Origin of the sequence: Roseomonas chloroacetimidivorans (assembly GCF_049629625.1) — a bacterium.
GTDB classification, from domain to species: domain Bacteria; phylum Pseudomonadota; class Alphaproteobacteria; order Acetobacterales; family Acetobacteraceae; genus Roseomonas; species Roseomonas chloroacetimidivorans.
Genome location: NZ_JBNBZS010000057.1, coordinates 20318 through 35897 on the forward strand (window position 1 = coordinate 20318; position 15580 = coordinate 35897).

Consider the following 15580-nt stretch of genomic DNA (forward strand, 5'->3'; position numbering starts at 1 on the left):
TGGTCCTTGCCGGGTAGCTGAGGCGGTGCCTACTAGGCGGTGCGCCTGAGCCAGTCCGCCCCCGCCTCGACCGCCCGTCTTGCAGCGCCGACGTGGCTCTGGGCGCGCAAGAAGCCGTGGAGGGTACCGGGGAAGGTGTCCTCCTCCACCGCAACGCCCGCGGCACGCAGGGCGCGAACCATCTCGCGGTTCTCGTCCGACAGGACGTCCAGTTCCGCGATATGGATCAGGCAAGGTGGTAAGCCCCGTAGATCGGCGCGGATCGGGGCAGCATAGGGCGAGAGGCGATCCGCCGGGTTAGGCGCGTAACAGTCCCAGTAGAAGCGCATCTTCTCCCGCGTCAGGCCATAGCCTTCGGCGAATTCGGCATAGCTCGGTGTGGCCATGCGGTCGTCGAAGACACCGTAATTCAGCAGCAACCCGCGCAAGTGGAGGTCCGGATCGGACTGGCGGAGCATCAGTGCCGCGCCCAGCGCCAGATTTGCCCCGGCGGAATCGCCGCCCAGCACGATCCGGCTGGGATCGAGCCCCCATTCGCCCCCCTGCCCCGCCACCCAGCGCACCACAGCCGCCATTTCCTCGAGCGCCTGCGGGAAAACGGCCTCCGGGCTCAAGGCGTAGTCGGGGCCGATCACGGCGCAGCCCGAGCCCGCAGCATAGCGGCGCATCAGCGGGTCATGCGTGTCGATGCTGTTCCACACCCAGCCGCCGCCATGCAGGTAGATCAGCACGGGCAGCGGCGCGTCAGTGCGAGGGCGGTGCAGGCGGCATAGCAGCCGGCGACCGCGGATGAGCAGCCATTTGTCGGCGCTTTCGGCCATGCGGGGCTCGGGGTCGAAAAGCGTCATGTTCAGTTCGTCGTTCACCGCACGGGAGGCGTCCAACGGGCGCTCCAGCGATTGCGGCGGGTAGCTGGCGGCACGGGCCTCCATCATTGCCGTGAAGGCGGCCATCTCTGGGTCGAGGCGGGGATCGTTCGGCATGGGTGGAGTGGAGGACGGTTCGGAGCCTGACTCAAGAGGAGGACTTTGCCAGAGCCGTCCGGGACGCTAGCATTGGGGCTGCGTGTCTCCGTAGCTCAGCAGGATAGAGCACGGGATTCCTAATCCCGGGGCCGTGGGTTCGAATCCCGCCGGGGACACCAATAAATGCTGGGTTTTGGAGCATACCTGCATCGGTTGCCACTTACCTGCCCGGACATTGCCCGGACATCGCGGGCAAATACCTCCGGCTCCTCCCCTGGGCGGGGCTCATTCGGCAGGGGGCAATCCTCTCGATCGAAGCCATCCGCACGGGGGCCGTTCCGGCGGCAGTTTCCCAGTGGGCCGCCCCAAGATGGCCCGCAAAAGGCCAAGCCCCTCCCGCCGCTTCGCGATGCCCTCCGCGCTGTAGTAGCCGTGCCGCCAGTTCCCGTGTCGCTTTGGCTGGAATGGCTCGGGGTGGGTCACACGGATGAGGCGAAAGGCCGCCCATCCGGAAGACAGGTTCGGGGAGGCCGTGACGGCATTCCCCGATTCCTTCCCATTATCTGCAGGGGAGCGTGACGGCGCGCCCATCAGCCCATCGTCCCCGGCGGATAGAGGCTGTCCCCAATGGCAGCTACCGCACCGGCAGTGGCTAGGAAGCGCGAAACGGCGGCTCCCACCGCCTTGGGTTCCCTCTCGCCCAACTCCAGCAGGCCTAGGCGCTCCAGGGCCCGGATGTTCTGGGCCTCCACTTCCACCCATGCCGCCATGGCTCCGCGGCGGCGCCGGCTGCGGTACTCCTCAGCCCGTTCCCGATCGCGTTCCCGGCGGGTCTCGATTGCCTTTACCGTCATGTCGCCTTCCATCTCCCTGCTCAGCGGCCCTGCTCTCAGGTCGCAACGTGATTGTTGAATGATCGGCCGAGCCTCGCGCGCGTGCCTATGCATGTGCGCGTACTGGTCCAGAAATTCCGCCCGCCCCCGCAGGCGCCCCTCAGCGTCTCGCCCTATGGGCGACCTCGGCCGGCAGCATCCCCGCAGCCAACAAGCGTCTTGCCTGGGCCGGTGAGAGCATCAGCGTGCCGCCGTTCCTGCGCGTCAGGTCCAGCCCACCGGACAAGCACCATTCAGCCCGCCCACCAGCCTCCAGGATCTCCGCAACCCGCCGGGCGTCCTGCTCCAGATAAATCGCCCCCCCCGCCTCGATTTGCACCTGATCAGGAGGTAGCGGCCGGCGTCTCGGCTCAGGCGCGCTTTTTATGGTGTGGCAAAACTCCGCAGGCTTCCGCGTCAGAGCCTTCTCTTTCTCGGAAGAGGGCGGCAGTTCCTCCGGGGGTTGGGCGTAGAACCACGCCATGGCTTCGGCCTCTCCGACGTCGTGGTCCATGCGCGGCTCAGGCTGCGCTGGCGGGGCCTTAATGTTCAGGGGCGGTGGCGGCTCTGGCGCACCTGGCAGACGGTAGGCCCCTGCGAGGGCCGCGAACCTCCTCATTTCAGGCCACCCCTTTGCAAATGCGGTCGGGCAGGTCGGGCAGGTCGGGCAGGGTCAGATTTCACCCGTGTTTTCTCGTATTTCGCGGCCTCACCCCCTGCCCGACCTGTTGGGCTGGAGGTCGGGCAGGTCGGGCAGCGGGTCCCGCAGCCTCCCGCGTTCATGTCCCCTCCAGCAGGCCGGGGCGCACCACGTAGAGCCGGGGGCGGCCTTCATTGGGGATGGACACCTTCACGCGGAGATTTTTTCCATCCCGCATCAGCAAGCCGCGGTCCCCCAGCTCACGAGCAACCTGATCGGCGTCGAGGCCTCGGCAAACCTCGTCCTTCCAGGCATCGGGCAGGACGAGATACTCCCACCCGCTGCCGCTCTGCCTGCGCCATCCGGCACGGTTGATGACGGGGCGGCTCGTGTCCTCCTCCAAACCGCCCTGCTCGCCGGAGGACATGATGAGGGTAGCAAACCGGCTGGACCCGTGCGCGCCGATGAACGCCCGAACAGCCTGGAGCGCTGTTTGGGTTTCTGCCGCACCATGCCCCCCGCGCGCCGCGAGCCATGCGGAGAAGCAGGCCACCGCCGCGCGCTCGCTCTCGCCATCCGGCCAGGGGAGGATACCGATCTCTGCTGCCAAGTCGCCGGCTGCAGCGATCAGGCCAAAGCGCTGAGCCACGCGCCGCACCTGCCCGTCCGCACCGGTCGGGACGTGCTTGCCCCGTGTGAAGGCCGCGACGGCTTCGCGCAGGCCGTTCAGTAGTTCCACGGGGCGCTCTGCCCGCATCTTCACCAGCGCGGCCAGGAAAGCGCGGGCAGCGTGCCCATGATGGGCGAGGGCTGCCGCCTTCACCGCGTTGCTCAAGGCCTCGCCGGACGGGTGCCCGTGAAGGTCCTGCCACACGCCGTGCCCGCCTCCCGCGAGCGCTGGGATGGACACGCATCGCACGTCCTGCCCGGCCCGGCTGCGCTGGCCAGTCTCCCCGATCTTGTCGGCCGGGCTGATCTCGCCAGTCGAGAGGAACAGCGTGCGCCAGGTCCTGGGAGTCCTGAGCGCGCCAGACCGATCGGCACGGCCCCGTCCAGCACCGCCGGCGAGGGTGTACATGGTCACCCCCACATCCTTGCCGTCCGCAAGCCCGATCTCGTCCAGCGCCAGCAGGCCGTCCGAGCATTCGACGGCCGCGCCCTCCAATGCGTTCGCGGTGCTTCGCCAGGACCGCACCTGCTGGCCCATGCGTGGGCTTCCCCAAGCGCTGGCTGCGCCCTCCAGGCACGTCGTCTTGCCCGTCGAGCTGCCGCCCAACAGATGCACGCCACCGCCTTCGGCGCCGATGATCTCCAACAGAGGCGGGGCGAGGCTGGCCGCTATGAACAGCGCCAGGCGATGGTTGCCGATCGCAGGCGCCGCCACCCCTTCCCGCCACCCTTCCAGGGTGCCACAAGCCGCGAGGCGAGCCGCGGCGCCCGCGTCGGAAGTGGTCAGAACCACCTCTTCACCGCCGCCACCGTAGGTCGTGCCGTCCGCCATCACGTAGGCGATCCGCTCTCCCGCGATATGCCAGCCCGCGCGCCCCACCAAGGAGACACGCGACCCGGCCTGCACCCCGCTCAGGGCCTCGCGCAGGTAGAGCCGCGCGTTCGGGTGGGGCGACAGACGCAGCCCCCGCTCCAGTAGTGCGGCCTCCAGCTCGCCCGGCTGCGTCACCAACAGGCGCTTAGGCATGGGCCAAGTGTGGGTGCGGTGATCGTCGTCCTTCCACCGCAGCAGCAGGCTCCACCCCTCGCCGGCCGCGTCACGTGCCCCGCCCAGCACCTCCAGGGGCGCGCAGAGCCAGATCAGGCCTTGCTCTCCCGCATCGGCGTAAAGCCCATCACCGTGCTTCATCGTGAAGCCGGGCGGCCACCGGACCTGCCCTGGCGCGGGCGGTGCCTTCCGGCGGGAAGCGGCGGCCTCCTCCTGACGGCGGCGGTTCCGCTCGGCCTTCACCAGCTTGTCCAGCGCAGTGAGGTTCAGCTTGAGTGCAGCGGCGACGTGCTTGCGTTCCGCCTGGTATTCGGCCTCGCTCAGGCCGGCGAGCCGCACCAGCTCAAGGGCCATCTCGGCGCGACTGGTGCCGCCCTCCGTCTCCGACGCGCCTGCGTCGTCCGGCGGCACGCCATCGGGATCCATGCGAGAATCCATCAGCCGCGCCTTCCCTGCGGGAAGTTGCCGGAGTCCGTGCGCTGTGAGATCGCCCAGGCCGCGATGGCGGCGCCTTCGCCCTTGGGCTTGCCAGCCTGCTCCAAGGCGCCGTCGACGGCGCGCACCACTTCGTCCGCGGTCATCAGCCCCGCCACTACGAAGCGGGCCAACCCCCAGGCTTCCGCCACGGCGGTCGGGTGGCGGCTGTCCACGGCGGCGGTGGCGATGGCAGTGCAAGCTCGCATCAGGGCGGCGCGCACATAGCGGTCGCCGTTCATCGCGCGCGCTGCAGCACTCGCATCCGGTTCCGGCCGTGGCACGGGTGCCAGTTCCGCAGGCGTCGGGCACGGCACCACCTCGCCCCCTTCCAGCACCGCCAGCCGGCGCGGCAGCGGATCGGCCATGTCCACGAAAAGCGGCTGCGCCGTGTAAGTGACCTGGGCGGCCCGGAGGGTGGAGGGGTCCACCCCCGGCACGCCACGAAGCCAGCGCTGGCACTCGGCGCCCGTCAGCGCCCGCTCCAGCAGGAACCAGAGGCGCAGGCGCAGGCCGGGCTTGATGGCGTGCCCTGCCGTGGCCTGGACGATGCAGGCGGCGCCGTGGAAGGCGTCGGGCATCGTCAGCCGGGCCAGGATGCCGCAGGCTTCCAGGTCGCGCCGGTCCATACCTTCGGGCGCCGGGATGCCGTCGCAGTCCATCGCGACCCACGCGCGGGGCGCGTCACGCAGCGTGGGCGGATCGCCCGTCTCCTTGTCGGGGTGCACCAGGCGGCGCACCCCTTTCGTGTGAGACGGATCAAGGATCGCACCGCGCACCACGCAATGCTCCGGCCGGTGCGCCAGCACAGCCAGGTGATCGCGTAGCCCGTCCAACCCGTCGAAGGCGACGGCGTGCATGTCGTAGGTACGGGCGCTGTCATAGCCCTGCACGTCGCCGCCGGCCCGGATCAGCTTGGCGAGGCGCCGGCCGCGGCTGCGGAGGATGGTGAGAGAGCGCGCCTCGCGCACCTCGCTGTGCCGCGTCATGCCGACGTCTCCATGGCGTGCAGGGCGGCCAGTGCCGCAGGCAGGTTCGGGAAGATCACTGGAAGCCGCGATCCGGGATGCAGCAGGCCGGCACGAGGCAGGCCGTCCAGATTCGGCGCATCGGCCAGCAACACAAGCCGAGGCAGGGTGATCGACCGCTGCGGCAGAGAGGTGCGGCGGCGCCGCTTCGGGGCAGGCCGCATCATGCGCGCCCTGCCGTCGGGGCGGCCGTCATCAGCAAGCCGAGGGCGGACATGATCCGCGTCTTGGCTTCGTCGCGCTGCGCCCGATCGGCAGCGAGGATGAGAAAAGTTCCGTTCTGGGCGAGCGCTGTCCTGGCCTCCTCCACCGCCTGGGCCAAGTCCTGGCCGCCGAACGGGACGCCTGGGACAAGCGCGACAGCGCCCGTGATCGGCGGAAGATCCTTCACGCCCATTCCCGCCTTCGAGGGCATCGCGATGGCGGACCGGAAGGGGAATAGCCTGATCGCGTCGGACAGGCTCCGGATAGCCGGATGGCCTGAAGTCTCCTGCAGCTTGGAGTGCTCCGCCAGCCGGCGAAGGTGCATCTCGGGATCGCGGGCCATCACCGCTGCCCCTCCGCGCTATCGCGCTGGGCGGCTTCCCCGATCAGCAGGTTGTGGGTGTGCTCACCCTCCTCGCCCTCGCCGTTGGGCAAGATCAGCACGCGCAGCCCGCCCAGACGGCCTATGAGGAAGGGCGCGCCAGTCGTGCTGTTGTTCTTCCGATAGAGCCGGCAGGCAGGCAGCAAGGGTGCGTTCTGTCGCTGCCCCTGGCGCTGGCCAGTGCTGTTGTTGTTCCGCGTCATAGCGGCCTCCGTTGAGACCGCGGAAGGGACTGGAAGAGCGGCGAGCGCTGCGCTACATGCCGGGTGTCCGTAGTTGTCCCGCGTAGTCGTAGCCCAGAGTTCTCGCAGCCCGCCCGGACCTGTCCGCGGCGGGTTTGCTTTTCCAGAGTTAGCTGCTGCTCTTGGCTGAACCGGAGCGCACTAGGGGCGCCTCGTCCATCTTCTGCTGAGCGATGGCGAACAGATCGGCCGTGCGGAACACCATGCGGCCCCCCACCACCTTCCCCGTGATTGGCCACCGCTCCAGGGTGCGGTGAGAGACCGGAAAGAAATGGTGTGTAACCAGCTCGGCGCCGCGCTGTCGCGTGACGTTCACCGGATAGGACGATAGGTCGATTGAAGGTGCGGCGGTGCCGCTCTTGGCTGCGCGCATGAAGCGCCTCACGTGTTCGCTGGGGTAGTCGGACCGCCCGACTGGCGAAACACCCGATGACGCTCGGGGTGAGGCGCAGACCGCTTTAAGTCCGGTCAAGACTTCGAACCGTTGACGCTCGGTTCCAGCGCAACGCCGTTTTGGCTCAGCGACAGCCTTGAACCGATAACGCCCGGTTCCCGCGCAGCACTGCTTTGGGCCAGTGCGACCACTGCGGTGGATGATGTGCATTTGAAAACGTGGCGTCAAGCGGCAACACGGGGGATTGCGAGGCACAAACTCCAAAGGATGCAAGAGCATCGAGTCAGCACAGCGTCCCGGCTGCGAGGTTTCCCGCAACGGGCAGCATCCACTACGGCAGAGTTGCCAGGAAGGACGATGGCGAGGGCTGTGCGAGTGGTGCAGACCACGACGTCACAGAAGGTGAGCCAGCGGCGAAGAAAACCGGTCACACCGAGGGCCTCCGCAGCATCATCCGAACCGCCGGTACCTCCATGCCCAGCCGCTCCGCGACGGCCGGCCATTCGCACCCTTGCGCCAGCATCTGCCGCGCGACCTAGACACGACGAGCGGTCTCGGGATCCGGCGGCCGGGTCCGATACCGGGACCGAAGCCCCGCCCGCCGGGCACGCATCCGGGCCGCGTCCGGCGCCACGCGAAGGGCGTCCCTAAGGGCGCGGTAGGTGGCGCCGGAAGCCAGGATGGTGGCGATCGTCACGTGCCTGCTCACGCCAGCACCGCCGCCGGCACCAGCCGGGCAATGTAGGCAAGAACACGACAGCGGCTCATGACGCCACCGCCGCGGCGCGCACCGTCTCCAAATGCGCATCCACCTCGGCCATGGCTTTGGCCTCGTCCTGGCCGCACTCCATGATCCGCACCAGATCCTCCAGCGCCCCGAAGGCCAGCATCTGGATGTAGTCACGGGCGATCACCTCTCCCGTTTCCGGGCAGTGCTCGGCAACAGCCAGCGCCGCCCGCGCCTTTGCCACGATGCCAGCCAGCGTCGCCACGGGCATCTGTGCCAGGAGATCGGCATGATCGGAGATGGCGTGCATCAGCCGGTCCTGCTCAGGCTCGCGGGCCTCCTGCTCTTCCAGCGTCACGGGTGGGGGCTGGTAGGAGGCGATGAACGCTGCCTCCATGTCCGCCACCTCCTGCGCCAGGCGCATCACCTCGGCGTCGGGATGGCGCGCGGCTCTGGCCGCGATTTCGTCCGCCGGCAGCTCGCCGTCCGACATGGGAATGAGCGGCGAGCAGGTGACGTGCACATGCCGGAGCAGAGGGGGCTCGGCCGCAGCAGCAGGGGCCGCCACAAGGGCAGCGGCCGCCGCCAGGAAGCCGCGGCGGGGCGGTAGGCTGGTTTTTGGCACCGGCACAGAGACCAGCGGATCCCTGGGCACCGGCTCGCCCGGCGTGCGGAAGGGGCGGCTCATGCTTCGGCCCTCCCCAGCAGACCGACCTCCGCTAGCGGGCCCCGGGGATGGGCCTCCTTCAAGGCGTGCTCGCCCAGCAAGTCACGTAGCAGGCTCCAGGCCAACAGCGCTTCACCGTCGCGGTTGAGGAAGACCAGCCCCTGAGCGCGGTCGCCACCGGCAAGCCAATCGGCCGCCGCTTCGGCCTTTCTTCTCACTCCCTCGGGGGTGCGGGCGGGAATGGCCGCTGCACGGGCCATCAAGGCTTCCCAGGGGTGGGGCGCGTTGATCTCCTCCAGCGTGGGCGGTGTGCTCATCGGCCTCTGCCACTCGCGGCAAAGTCCTCTGGCCTCATCCAGAAGCGCAATCAGTTCCCCGTCCAGCTCGGCCGCCTTGGTGGCGCCGGCCTCGGGGGCGGCCAGGAGAAGGGCGGCGCAGCTTGCGCCGGTCAGGACCGCGCGGCGGCCTGTAGGGGTGCGGCGGGTCATCCGATGATCCCCCCGGCCTCGGGCAGCAGTCCGCCCGCAACCAGGCGGCCCGTGATGGCGACCTGGGCGAGCACGGCCTCCTCGAATTCCGCGCGCGTCATCTCAAGCTGATACGCGGGTTCGGAATCCTTCCAGGCGAAGATGCTGCCCTGTCTGGCCTCGCAGCGCCAAACGGCCATGTGCCCGAAACCGAAGCTGAGGAAGTAAAGGCCCTCGCAGTGGTAGCGCGACATCGGGACAGCGATCAGCAGATCCCCATGCCGGAGCGTCGGCTCCATCATCGGCCCCGTCATGCGGAAGACCCGCGGCCCGTGGCCGAAGGGGTTAGGGCTGGGCTGCTCGACTGGCTGCAGAAAGGACCGGCTCATCCGCGCGGCCTCCCGAAGATGTCGAACCGGAGATTGGCCGGGATCGGATCCCCGTTCCGGCGGTACGCCTCGCGCATCTCGCGGTGACCGGGGCGGAGGACCTGCACCGGCCGCACCCAGTCGGGCACCAGCGTCACGGGCTGCTGGCCCCCCGGCAAAGGTGTCGCACCGTGAGACACCTTCTCGGCCTCGCCCTCCGCGTCGGGCTCCAGGTCGTAGTCACCGTCGAGCGCGTCGAGCATGTCGATGGTGTTGGTGACCAGCACCTCCAGTCTCTCGCGGAGGGCGCGCAGCTCGGCCACGGGGGCGAGCTCGGGGGGTCTTCTTCTCTCCCCGAGGCTGAGGATGGGCACTCTTCTCAGTGCCCCGATTACGGGGAGCGCATCTCTTCTGGGCGCACCTGTGGTATGGGCGTGCTTAGCCATGATCCGTGCTGCTCCACAGCAAGGGTTGCGGTCAGGCCGGGCTGGGTGGTCGCAACACCCCGCTCGGCCGATTTCCGATTGGCGTGGTGGCCAACCTCAATTAATCTGATTGGTCTTAGCGCTAACGTCAATCAGAAAGATAGACCTTGCTCGATACCGACCTGTCTGCTGCCCAGTGTAGAGGCGCTCGTGCCATGATCGGCTGGAGCCAGGCAGAACTGGCTGAGAAGGCGCGGGTCGCGCGGCAGACCGTGGTTGATTTCGAACGGGGCGCCCGGACCCCCTATCCCAATAACCTCGCCGCCATCCGCGCCGCCCTTGAAGCCGCAGGCGTCGAGTTCATCGAGCGCAACGGCGGTGGTCCCGGCGTGAGGCTTAGGGACTCCACGGCTTGACCCCCGAGCAGTGCCGGACAGCTCGGAAATTACTTGGCTGGTCGGTGTTGCGGCTCGCGATCCTGTCGTCACTCGCAGAGTCAACGGCGAGAAGGTTCGAAGGCCGTCAGGGGCCAGTCCGGCCGTCAACTATCGCGGCGATGCGCACTGCCCTGGAGGCGGCTCGGGTCGAGTTCATCGAGCGCGATGGCGGCGGCCCGGGCGTGCGGCTGCGGAAGGAGGAGGATACCCGCAGATGATCGAGCCGACGGGAGACTGGACCGAGGACTGGGGCGAGACCTGGACCCTAACCATACCCGGTCAGCCGGGCAGGCCGGACCTGTTGCTCCGCGTGTTTCCTGATCCGCCCCACACTTCTGAACCATGGACCTGGGAAGTGGTGGCGCTGGATGATGAGGCTGAGCGGGAGATCGAGGTTGGCGGATCGGCCAGTCGCGACGCTGCCATGGCGGCGGCCGTCGCCAGGGCTACAACCTACGAGCTGGAATGATAGCGTGACCGTCGCTGGAGACGGGTTCATTCCTCAGAATAAAGGCGGCGCTGAGGTGAGACTGAGGACGCGCTTGTGATTGGGGATCTGAACGCGCGGGAGCGGCGCGCGCTGGAGGCTATGGCCGCCTGCCCATACGAATTCGAGCTCATGGAAAACTTGGGGCGGGGCGTCGGGCCATCGACGCTGGAGGGCCTTCTCGATCGTGGCTTCGCCACACTGGGCCCCTGCCCTGTGCAGCCACATTCTCACGGCTGGGCCATCACTGCTGCTGGCCGTCGTGCGCTGGATGGACACCATGCCCTTGAGCGAGCGAAGCAGACGCGGCGAACGCCATACCATGGCCCGTGATCTTTGCCGCCAGGCGCGCGAGCTTTTGGGGTGGAGCAGAAGCCATCTAGCCGTGCAGGCCCAGGTCTCATCCGAGACGGTCAGGAACCTGGAGGAAGCGCGTTTTCAGCCTACTCTGGCTACGTGCTCCGCCATTCGCGCTGCGTTTGAGGCAGCGGGGGTTGAGTTCATTCCTGAGAACGGCGGGGGAGCTGGGGTGAGGCTGCGGAACGAGGCGCCGTAAACGAAAAGCAGTGATGACGGGGCAGAATTAAGCCCGTGGTCGGCGTCCGCCTCAAAACGTGAAGCTCAACGCAAACTCGGCCGGGCCATAAGTCCGGCCAGTTTCGGCTTGCCCAAGAGGCTCACCGTCGAGGAGTGGCCGACAATGCAACAGTTCCTAGTTTTACCGGAAGGCGCGACCTGGAAGGTACTGCACGGCCAGTTGGCTTATACCGGCTACAAAACCCAGGACTTGGCTGCTGGGACGGCAATTGCTGTTGCAGAGCGATGGGGAAGCCGTGGCGTTGATGCCGAGGTTCACGTCTACGGTCCCGACGGCGCGCTGATTGCGGCCTGGGTGTATGAGCGGACGCCAGAGAATAGCTCCCACGATCCGCGCCGCCCTGAAAGCGGTGGGGGTGGAGTTCAGCGAGCTTAACGGCGGGGGGCCAGGCGTGAGGCCAAAGGAATTCACGGCTTGACCCCTGAGCAGTGCCAAGCGGCCAGATCCCTGCTGGGCTGGACCGAGTGGGATCTGGCGCTGCACTCGGGTGTGACGGTCGGCACCGTGATGTATTTCGAGATGGGGAACGGTAGGCCTCGGCGGGCCACTGTTTCTGCGCTTCACGCCGCTCTGGAAGCGGCCGGGGTGATTTTCGTGGACGAGAATAGCGAGCGGCCAGGCGTGAGGCTAAAGAAGCGGCAGCCTTGACGCGGAGCAACAGGGTTAGCCGCCACTCTCTGTCGCCGAATAGCTTAGACATCCGGCAAGAAGTTGGCTGAGAATGCCTAGCCGGCTTCAGACCGGCCGGGAGGAACACATGCTGGGCCAAGGGATCTTCGGAAGCCGCCAAATGGCTTTCCCAGAGGAAGTCGCCGTCTATCTCACGGAAGATGATGACCGGAACCTGGTCGGCGTCGTGGTAGCGCCCGGCAGTCACCGTGAACTCTCCCTGACGGGCGATCTCCCCAGCGGTCCAGGTCTCGTTCCGCGTGCCGCGAGCCTGGCGATCAATGATGGGATCAGAAAGGCTCAGGCTCTTCAGGCACCACTCGTGATCATTGACCCTTTCGGGGTGTGGGATCCTGCCTGGGGGGAACTGCGCTTCCACTGAGGATCTCGGCCGGAACGAGGTTCAGTGCTGGTGGTCGGATCAGGCGAGCCGACTATCCGCAGCGCTTGAGAGGCAGCCTAGGGACCGTCGATTCCTTCAGGATCAATGATTGGCGCATCAAAAGCCGCGACGACGATGGTGAACAGCACCACGCCGGCCGGGCTAGCCACGTCTAGGCGCCACTTTCCGTCCTCCCAGAACTGTTGCGCCCCGTCCCGCAGCATCTGGCCAGCCAATCGGACGGCCTCTTCTCGTGCCTCTTTAAGGCCGCCGATCTCCGTCCCCTCTTTGTCGGCTAGGGACTGGCTGTCCTGAATGTGGAAGAAGTACCGGGGCATCGGCAGGCATCCAGAAGGACGTGCTTGGTTGCGATACTCAACGCACGAGTGCGCCGCTCGTCAGCGTCATACCTCGTCGTCCTTTTGGTGTAGGTAGGCCGCATCGAAGCTGCCGCGGTCCTGCAGCTCCTGCCACTTCAGGATGGTGACGGTGGAACCGGCCCAGGTGATCAGCTTCTCCTGTCGCAGAGCATGCAACACTCGGTTTACGTGCACGGGTGAGAGGCCAAGCGCGTCCGCAAGCTCTGCCTGCGTCACGGGTAACTGATATGTGCCATCGGCCGCCAACCCCACTGCCTTGAAGCGCAGCAGCATCTCGCAAAGAAGGTGGGCAGTTCGCTCATGGGCGCTGCGCCGGCCCAGGCTAACCACCCGCTCGCGTAGGATCGCAGCATCGACCATGGTGCTGCGCCAGAAGGCATGCAAGAGCCCGGAGTGGCGCTGCGTCACTTTGCGGATGCTCTTGTGCGGGATGCAGGCCACCACGGTCGGCGTCAGCGCCCCAACCGCATGGTCCAGGATGCCGAGATGGAGGCTTTGCAGATCCGGGATGTCACCGGGCGTGTGGAAGAACAAGATCTGCCGCCGACCGTCGGGCAGCAGCTTATAACTGCAAGCGAAGCCCTCCAGAACCAGACAGCACTCGTCTGAGCGGTCGCCATCGCGGACGATGTCCTGCCCCGCAACGTGACGTCGGACCGCCATCGGCAGGCCCAGCACAGCTTGCCGCTCCTCCTCCGTTAGGTCCGCGATGCTCTCCAACTTGCGAATGAGACGGCGCCGCTCAGGCCCGTATTCAGTTTGTGGCACAGCTGCTCCTTCAGCGCGGAGCAAACGCGGTCGCTGCTCCGGGCGCCGCGGGGCGTGGCGCTCACAACCGAAGCTATAAAGCTTGGGTGCAGTAGAGCTTATTAGCCTAAGTTAATCACCTCAGAGGGCCGCCGGCAGGGGCGCAAAAGAAAGGCCGCCCCCGAAGGAGCGGCCGAGTTTAGGGAGGAAACGCCAGTCACACGGCAGAAGGGGGAAATCCCCTTCCTCAGGAGCCAAGATGCGGGGCTCCGATCCGGCACGACACGCTTTTTTTGCAGCACAGCGAAAGAATTCCACGCCGCCAGCAGGGTTTTTGCTGCACTTGCGAGCACAGCCCGTTGCGGCGCGATCAGCAAGCCCAATCACAAGGCAAGTGGCGCAACGGCGTGCGGTACACCCTGCAGGCTCACCGACCGGCGGCGTGGAGCTCACTCCGGAGAATGACGGGGGTGCTGGGGTGCGGTTACGAACTCGCGCAGCCTGACCGACGATCCTCAGGCAGCGGAAACCTGTCCTGAGTTCCTGTCGTTCGTGACGGGCTGTTTCCGGCGGCGCCTCCGCGTCCGATCGGCGACAGCCCAACAAGCGACATAGAGGTAATTGCGTGGACAGCTTTGCCACCGACTGGGCCTCCGAGGGCGACGGTACCTGGACGAGGACGCTCCAGATCGCCGCCGACGAGCCACCTTTGTTGCTTCGGGTCTCTCCAAGCGATCTGACCGATCAGGGTGACGATCCCTGGCGCTGGCGGGTTGTAGAGGCCGATAACGAGGGCGACCCGGAACAAGGCCAGATTGACGCGGGAAGTATGGCCACCCGGGAGACAGCGATGGCAGCCGCCCTCGACCGCGCCCAAGCTCACATTGCTATCTTGGCCGAGGCGTGAGGCTGCCAGCCATGGAGGAACCTGAGGGGGCAGGCAGCGAGACACCACTGGAGATCGCTGAGCGCCACGTCCGCGACGGAGAGGCACGAATGGAGCGGCAGGCCGAGATCGTAGTCCAGCTAATCCGGGGTGGTCATGCGGAAGCCGCCGAACTGGCGAACGACCTGCTGCAGCTCATGGGGAAGAGCCTGGCCCTGGCCCGCGAGCATCTGCGGCTGGAGCGGGAGATCTCCGAGTGATGGTGGCGAAGTCAAGTTTGTCCCCGGCAGGCGGAGGGTAAGGTTGCACGCGCTGACCTACGCGCATTTTAGGCCAAAACCACGGAACAGAGGCTCCGACCGCGGCGTTAAAGCTATCCGTACTGAGGCCGAGAGCCATGATCCTGGACGAGGCGCGGAAGCTGCGTGAAGAAGCGGCTATGTGTTTGAGGGTGGCGGACCAGATCAGCCTGCCTTCAGACCAGGAAATATTGAAGAACATGGCTCGGCGCTGCCTGGAACAGGCCGAGCGCATAGAACAGTCGTACAAAATTCCACGGCAGGCACCCTCTAAGGAGAGTAGTGGCCCGAGGTAAGGAACCCAAGGCTGTTCCCCAGGCGAGCCGACGGGCAGCGGCGCAGTAGAAGAGCGATGTTTACGCCGCTCACGGATGTGTTATCCATTCGGCATGTCGATAGGGCGATCCAGGGAAGTGCTGCAGGCCCGCCGGGAAATCCTAGCCGTCTGCGCCGCAACTGCGGTAATTGGGTCAGCATTGGCTGTCGCGGCGATATGGCTCTTCGCCCATGTGGTGCCCTAGGCCGACCTGGGGCACTCAGCCCGAGGGATGGACGCGCTGCTCCTGCTCCGGAGGGCAGAGCGGATGAGTGCCCTGCTGCAGGGAGGCAAATATGTCCGGCCTGCCAGCGAACGCAGCCAGCGCACCCGGACCGGGCTCTGAAGGCAGTCGGTCGAAGATGGAGAGCGCCGCCGGACAGGCGCGCGGTCCGATCCTTGAAAGCTCCTCAATCTGCTGCTTCGTCCGCGAGGCGATATAGCCCCGGAAGTTCTCGACTGAGCCGAAGTGCTGGATGCTGAGTTTTTCTGCAGCGCGTATCTCCGGCATATGTGGCCGGAGCGCTTCAGGCAGCCGGTGCGCTTCACTGCAGAACATTGCAATGTTCATCAGGTATCCCCGGAGCAGGCTGACCTTCAGAGCCTCCCGTTGCTCCGACGAGCTATCGCCGAAAGTGGGTGATGGCGATGTGAGAGAGGCGGCGTATCGAGGTGGGTGAAAGCCTGCCTGAACCTCCCGAAGGAGCGATACGCCGAGATGAGCGATACCACTGTTGTCCCCCTGCGTCAGCCGGAGACGGTCGAGGATCCGCTGACAGCGGTTTTGAGGAGCGGCGCCCGCCGGCT

Annotated in this window: 25 protein-coding genes and 1 tRNA gene; 9 read left to right on the forward strand and 17 right to left on the reverse strand. The window is 66.8% G+C overall.

The annotated features are described in order from the left end of the window. Nucleotides 1-32: 32 nt before the first annotated feature. The gene (locus ACO1BU_RS27100) at nt 33-983 is read right to left on the reverse strand and encodes an alpha/beta hydrolase (protein WP_424139087.1); all 951 of its coding nucleotides are present in this window, start codon (nt 981-983) and stop codon (nt 33-35) included. A gap of 84 nt (nt 984-1067) precedes the next feature. Here ACO1BU_RS27100 and ACO1BU_RS27105 point away from each other — a divergent pair. Next, a tRNA-Arg gene (locus ACO1BU_RS27105) sits at nt 1068-1144 on the forward strand. 411 nt (nt 1145-1555) lie between these two features. Here the strand turns inward: ACO1BU_RS27105 and ACO1BU_RS27110 are convergent. The 13 genes from ACO1BU_RS27110 to ACO1BU_RS27170 all read right to left on the reverse strand — a co-directional run bounded on the left by ACO1BU_RS27110 (nt 1556) and on the right by ACO1BU_RS27170 (nt 9521). Then, entirely contained in the window at nt 1556-1819 is a 264-nt protein-coding gene (locus ACO1BU_RS27110) for a hypothetical protein (RefSeq protein WP_424139088.1), read from the reverse strand. A 139-nt stretch (nt 1820-1958) separates the two neighbouring features. Next, nucleotides 1959-2351 (reverse strand): hypothetical protein, encoded by a 393-nt coding sequence (locus ACO1BU_RS27115; RefSeq protein WP_424139089.1) that lies wholly within the window; start codon nt 2349-2351, stop codon nt 1959-1961. A gap of 265 nt (nt 2352-2616) precedes the next feature. Next, nucleotides 2617-4632, reverse strand: a complete 2016-nt coding sequence (locus tag ACO1BU_RS27120; protein WP_424139090.1) for a DUF927 domain-containing protein — start codon at nt 4630-4632, stop codon at nt 2617-2619. Then, nucleotides 4632-5657: a hypothetical protein gene (locus ACO1BU_RS27125; protein ID WP_424139091.1), complete on the reverse strand. Its 1026-nt coding sequence runs from the start codon at nt 5655-5657 to the stop codon at nt 4632-4634. Before ACO1BU_RS27125 ends, ACO1BU_RS27120 begins: the two co-directional genes overlap by 1 nt. Next, nucleotides 5654-5863: a hypothetical protein gene (locus tag ACO1BU_RS27130; protein WP_424139092.1), complete on the reverse strand. Its 210-nt coding sequence runs from the start codon at nt 5861-5863 to the stop codon at nt 5654-5656. Before ACO1BU_RS27130 ends, ACO1BU_RS27125 begins: the two co-directional genes overlap by 4 nt. Continuing rightward, nucleotides 5860-6243 (reverse strand): hypothetical protein, encoded by a 384-nt coding sequence (locus ACO1BU_RS27135; RefSeq protein WP_424139093.1) that lies wholly within the window; start codon nt 6241-6243, stop codon nt 5860-5862. The genes ACO1BU_RS27130 and ACO1BU_RS27135 overlap by 4 nt, the downstream gene beginning before the upstream one ends. Further along, nucleotides 6243-6485 carry a hypothetical protein gene (locus ACO1BU_RS27140; RefSeq protein ID WP_424139094.1) on the reverse strand — a complete coding sequence of 81 codons (243 nt, stop codon included), beginning with the start codon at nt 6483-6485 and terminating at the stop codon, nt 6243-6245. The genes ACO1BU_RS27135 and ACO1BU_RS27140 overlap by 1 nt, the downstream gene beginning before the upstream one ends. Before the next feature lie 148 nt (nt 6486-6633). Beyond that, entirely contained in the window at nt 6634-6897 is a 264-nt protein-coding gene (locus tag ACO1BU_RS27145; protein WP_424139095.1) for a hypothetical protein, read from the reverse strand. Nucleotides 6898-7453: 556 nt separating this feature from the next. Continuing rightward, nucleotides 7454-7615, reverse strand: a complete 162-nt coding sequence (locus ACO1BU_RS27150; RefSeq protein WP_424139096.1) for a hypothetical protein — start codon at nt 7613-7615, stop codon at nt 7454-7456. A 67-nt stretch (nt 7616-7682) separates the two neighbouring features. After that, entirely contained in the window at nt 7683-8333 is a 651-nt protein-coding gene (locus tag ACO1BU_RS27155) for a hypothetical protein (RefSeq protein WP_424139097.1), read from the reverse strand. Continuing rightward, nucleotides 8330-8800, reverse strand: coding sequence for a hypothetical protein (locus tag ACO1BU_RS27160; protein ID WP_424139098.1), 471 nt, complete (start codon nt 8798-8800; stop codon nt 8330-8332). Before ACO1BU_RS27160 ends, ACO1BU_RS27155 begins: the two co-directional genes overlap by 4 nt. Further along, the gene (locus ACO1BU_RS27165) at nt 8797-9168 is read right to left on the reverse strand and encodes a hypothetical protein (RefSeq protein ID WP_424139099.1); all 372 of its coding nucleotides are present in this window, start codon (nt 9166-9168) and stop codon (nt 8797-8799) included. Before ACO1BU_RS27165 ends, ACO1BU_RS27160 begins: the two co-directional genes overlap by 4 nt. Then, nucleotides 9165-9521: a hypothetical protein gene (locus ACO1BU_RS27170; RefSeq protein ID WP_424139100.1), complete on the reverse strand. Its 357-nt coding sequence runs from the start codon at nt 9519-9521 to the stop codon at nt 9165-9167. The genes ACO1BU_RS27165 and ACO1BU_RS27170 overlap by 4 nt, the downstream gene beginning before the upstream one ends. Nucleotides 9522-9739: 218 nt before the next feature. On the opposite strand from ACO1BU_RS27170, the gene ACO1BU_RS27175 reads away from it, so the two are divergent. From ACO1BU_RS27175 to ACO1BU_RS27200, 6 genes are all read left to right on the forward strand, one after another. After that, the gene (locus ACO1BU_RS27175; RefSeq protein WP_424139101.1) at nt 9740-9988 is read left to right on the forward strand and encodes a helix-turn-helix transcriptional regulator; all 249 of its coding nucleotides are present in this window, start codon (nt 9740-9742) and stop codon (nt 9986-9988) included. Between the two features lie 235 nt (nt 9989-10223). Next, nucleotides 10224-10478, forward strand: a complete 255-nt coding sequence (locus ACO1BU_RS27180; protein WP_424139102.1) for a hypothetical protein — start codon at nt 10224-10226, stop codon at nt 10476-10478. A gap of 340 nt (nt 10479-10818) precedes the next feature. Then, complete coding sequence (locus ACO1BU_RS27185) at nt 10819-11052, forward strand: helix-turn-helix domain-containing protein (protein ID WP_424139113.1); 234 nt, start codon at nt 10819-10821, stop codon at nt 11050-11052. 144 nt (nt 11053-11196) lie between these two features. Then, nucleotides 11197-11469, forward strand: coding sequence for a hypothetical protein (locus tag ACO1BU_RS27190; protein WP_424139103.1), 273 nt, complete (start codon nt 11197-11199; stop codon nt 11467-11469). A gap of 39 nt (nt 11470-11508) precedes the next feature. Beyond that, nucleotides 11509-11742 carry a helix-turn-helix domain-containing protein gene (locus ACO1BU_RS27195; protein ID WP_424139104.1) on the forward strand — a complete coding sequence of 78 codons (234 nt, stop codon included), beginning with the start codon at nt 11509-11511 and terminating at the stop codon, nt 11740-11742. A gap of 142 nt (nt 11743-11884) precedes the next feature. Then, on the forward strand, nt 11885-12145 hold the full coding sequence (locus ACO1BU_RS27200; protein ID WP_424139105.1) for a hypothetical protein: 261 nt from the start codon (nt 11885-11887) through the stop codon (nt 12143-12145). A gap of 77 nt (nt 12146-12222) precedes the next feature. Here the strand turns inward: ACO1BU_RS27200 and ACO1BU_RS27205 are convergent, their stop codons facing one another. Then, nucleotides 12223-12483, reverse strand: a complete 261-nt coding sequence (locus tag ACO1BU_RS27205; RefSeq protein ID WP_424139106.1) for a DUF6894 family protein — start codon at nt 12481-12483, stop codon at nt 12223-12225. A 66-nt stretch (nt 12484-12549) separates the two neighbouring features. Further along, nucleotides 12550-13293 carry a Crp/Fnr family transcriptional regulator gene (locus tag ACO1BU_RS27210; protein WP_424139107.1) on the reverse strand — a complete coding sequence of 248 codons (744 nt, stop codon included), beginning with the start codon at nt 13291-13293 and terminating at the stop codon, nt 12550-12552. Nucleotides 13294-13897: 604 nt separating this feature from the next. Between ACO1BU_RS27210 and ACO1BU_RS27215 the strand changes: the two genes are divergently transcribed. Together ACO1BU_RS27215 and ACO1BU_RS27220 are read left to right on the forward strand one after the other, a co-directional pair. Then, complete coding sequence (locus tag ACO1BU_RS27215; protein WP_424139108.1) at nt 13898-14179, forward strand: hypothetical protein; 282 nt, start codon at nt 13898-13900, stop codon at nt 14177-14179. Nucleotides 14180-14190: 11 nt separating this feature from the next. Next, nucleotides 14191-14418 carry a hypothetical protein gene (locus ACO1BU_RS27220; protein WP_424139109.1) on the forward strand — a complete coding sequence of 76 codons (228 nt, stop codon included), beginning with the start codon at nt 14191-14193 and terminating at the stop codon, nt 14416-14418. A 575-nt stretch (nt 14419-14993) separates the two neighbouring features. Here ACO1BU_RS27220 and ACO1BU_RS27225 read toward each other — a convergent pair. Continuing rightward, the coding region (locus ACO1BU_RS27225; RefSeq protein WP_424139110.1) for a hypothetical protein at nt 14994-15580 on the reverse strand (587 nt) is incomplete at its 5' end.